Genomic DNA, 1,056 nt, shown 5'->3' with positions numbered 1-1,056 from the left:
CTCGAAGGTCCGAAGGCTGGGGAGGTTCTGGTCGAGGTGAAGGCGACGGGGATCTGCCATACGGACGATTTCACGCTGTCGGGGGCCGATCCGGAAGGCCTGTTTCCGGCGATCCTCGGCCATGAGGGGGCCGGCATCGTCGTCGATGTCGGGCCGGGCGTCACGTCGGTGAAGAGGGGCGACCACGTCATCCCGCTCTACACGCCGGAATGCCGCGAATGCTATTCCTGCCTGTCGCGCAAGACCAACCTGTGCACCTCGATCCGCGCCACCCAGGGCCAGGGCCTGATGCCCGACGGCACCTCGCGGTTTTCGATCGGCAAGGACAAGATCCATCACTACATGGGCTGCTCGACCTTCTCCAACTTCACCGTCCTGCCGGAGATCGCGGTGGCCAGGGTCAATCCCGACGCCCCTTTCGACAAGATCTGCTACATCGGCTGCGGGGTGACCACCGGCATCGGCGCGGTGATCAACACCGCCAAGGTGGAGATCGGCGCAACCGCGATCGTCTTCGGCCTCGGCGGCATCGGCCTGAACGTGCTGCAGGGCCTGAGGCTGGCCGGCGCCGACATGATCATCGGCGTCGACATCAATCCCGACCGCAAGGCCTGGGGCGAGCGGTTCGGCATGACGCATTTCGTCAACCCGAAGGAGGTCGGCGAGGACATCGTGCCGTATCTGGTCAACCTGACGAAGCGCAACGGCGACCTGATCGGCGGGGCCGACTACACGTTCGACTGCACCGGCAACACGAAGGTCATGCGCCAGGCGCTGGAAAGCGCCCATCGCGGCTGGGGCAAGTCGGTGATCATCGGGGTGGCCGGCGCCGGCCAGGAGATTTCGACGCGTCCGTTCCAGCTGGTCACCGGCCGCCAGTGGACGGGCACCGCCTTCGGCGGCGCGCGCGGGCGAACCGACGTGCCGAAGATCGTCGACTGGTACATGCAGGGCAAGATCCAGATCGACCCGATGATCACACACACCATGCCGCTCGACGACATCAACAGGGGGTTCGAACTCATGCATGCTGGCGAATCGATCCGCGGCGTGGTG

1 protein-coding gene is annotated in these 1,056 nt (G+C 65.5%); it reads left to right on the top strand.

Translation table 11 applies throughout. The features are described from left to right. Positions 1–1,056: S-(hydroxymethyl)glutathione dehydrogenase/class III alcohol dehydrogenase (locus ACFFP0_RS30940; RefSeq protein WP_377266076.1), on the top strand; the 1,056-nt coding region annotated here is incomplete at both ends.

Origin of the sequence: Neorhizobium puerariae (genome assembly GCF_042429745.1) — a bacterium.
GTDB lineage: Bacteria > Pseudomonadota > Alphaproteobacteria > Rhizobiales > Rhizobiaceae > Neorhizobium > Neorhizobium puerariae.
Note: the sequence above shows the minus strand (reverse complement) of the source record. Positions and strands in the feature narration are given on the sequence as shown.